This is a genomic window from Ruegeria sp. BI11, from assembly GCF_056538005.1.
Map to the genome: position 1 here is coordinate 1 of NZ_JBQFSM010000050.1, position 1,560 is coordinate 1,560.

Annotated in this window: 1 protein-coding gene; it reads left to right on the plus strand. The window is 58.8% G+C overall.

Going from position 1 to position 1,560, the window contains the following annotated elements; all coding sequences use genetic code 11:
* Positions 1 to 23 precede the first annotated feature (23 nt).
* Positions 24 to 1,560 (plus strand): beta strand repeat-containing protein (locus tag ACR0DT_RS24990; RefSeq protein WP_480713338.1); only part of this gene is annotated, 1,537 nt, incomplete at its 3' end.

The window sequence follows — 1,560 nt, forward strand, 5'->3', positions numbered from 1 at the left end:
TACGATTTACATCCAACGGGAACGTGGGCGCTGAAAGAACCAGTGGCGATATCATAATTGCCCTTGATACGACCGACAGCGAAGGCGGACCGTTTTCCATCACCACCACGGGGCAATTTGCCAATGGGATTTTTGCACGTTCCGATACTCGTCACTATATTGACGCAAGCGCAGGTCCCGTATGGTCCGGTTCTATAACGTTGACGATGACGGGCGATATAACCACCGACGGTCAGTATGCCAATGGGATTTATGCGGGGTCCACTGTCACGCAGTTCAGCGATGGCGATGCGGCAACCGGCGCGGTGGTGATTTCGGTGACAGGTGATATATCCACCAAAGGAATTGATTCCAAGGGAATCTTTGCGCGTTCCTCTGCCGATAGCCGTGGTGGTGGCGATACGACGTCTGATGCGGTGGCGGTGATGGTGACAGGGGATATCACCACCGCAGGGGGAGGTGCCCAGGGAATTTTTGCAGGTTCCTATGCCGCTAGCCGTGGTGGTGGCGATACGACGTCTGATGCGGTGGCGGTGATGGTGACGGGCGATATCTCTACCACCGGGAACGGTGCCGATGGTATGCGGGCGTATTCCTCTGCCGATGTCTATGGCGATGGGGACGCGACATCCGGCGCGGTGGCGGTGACAGTAACCGGCAATGTCTCCACAACGGGGGACTTAGCCGATGGTATTCGGGCGTATTCCGAAGCCTTTACCGGTGATTATGGCGACGCGACATCCGGCGCGGTGGCGGTGACAGTAACCGGTAATGTCTCCACAACGGGGGACTTAGCCGATGGTATTCAGGCGTATTCCGTTGCCTTTACCGGTGATTATGGCGACGCGACATCCGGCGCGGTGGCGGTGACAGTGACGGGCGATATCTCCACCACGGGGAGCCGTGCCAAAGGTATTCTGGCGTATTCCGATGCCGATGGCGATGCCGGCGCGGTGACGGTAATGGTGACGGGCGATATCTCTACCACGGGAAGCAATGCCCAAGGGATACAGGCGTATTCCGAAGCCGAAGGCGATGCCGGCGCGGTGACGGTAATGGTGACGGGCGATATCTCTACCACGGGCAGCAATGCCGAAGGTATTCTGGCGTATTCCGATGCCGATGGCGATGCCGGCGCGGTGGCGGTGACAGTGACTGGCGATATCTCTACCACCGGGAACGGTGCCGAAGGTATTCGGGCGTATTCCTACGCCTACGGCGATGGCGATGCTGGCGCGGTGGCGGTGACAGTGATGGGCGATATCTCTACCATAGAGAGCAGTGCCAATGGTATTCAGGCGTATTCCTACGCCGATGGCGATGGCGATGCTGGCGCGGTGACGGTGACGGTGATGGGCAACATCTCTACCACGGGGTTCAGTGCCGAAGGTATTCAGGCGTATTCCTACGCCGATGGCGATGCTGGCGCGGTGACGGTAATGGTGACGGGTGATGTCTCCACTACGGGAAGCAATGCCCAAGGAATCCGTGCGATATCCAGTGGCGGCACGACATCCGGCGCGGTGACGGTGAGGCATTTGCAGGGGACGATTGTTGCCG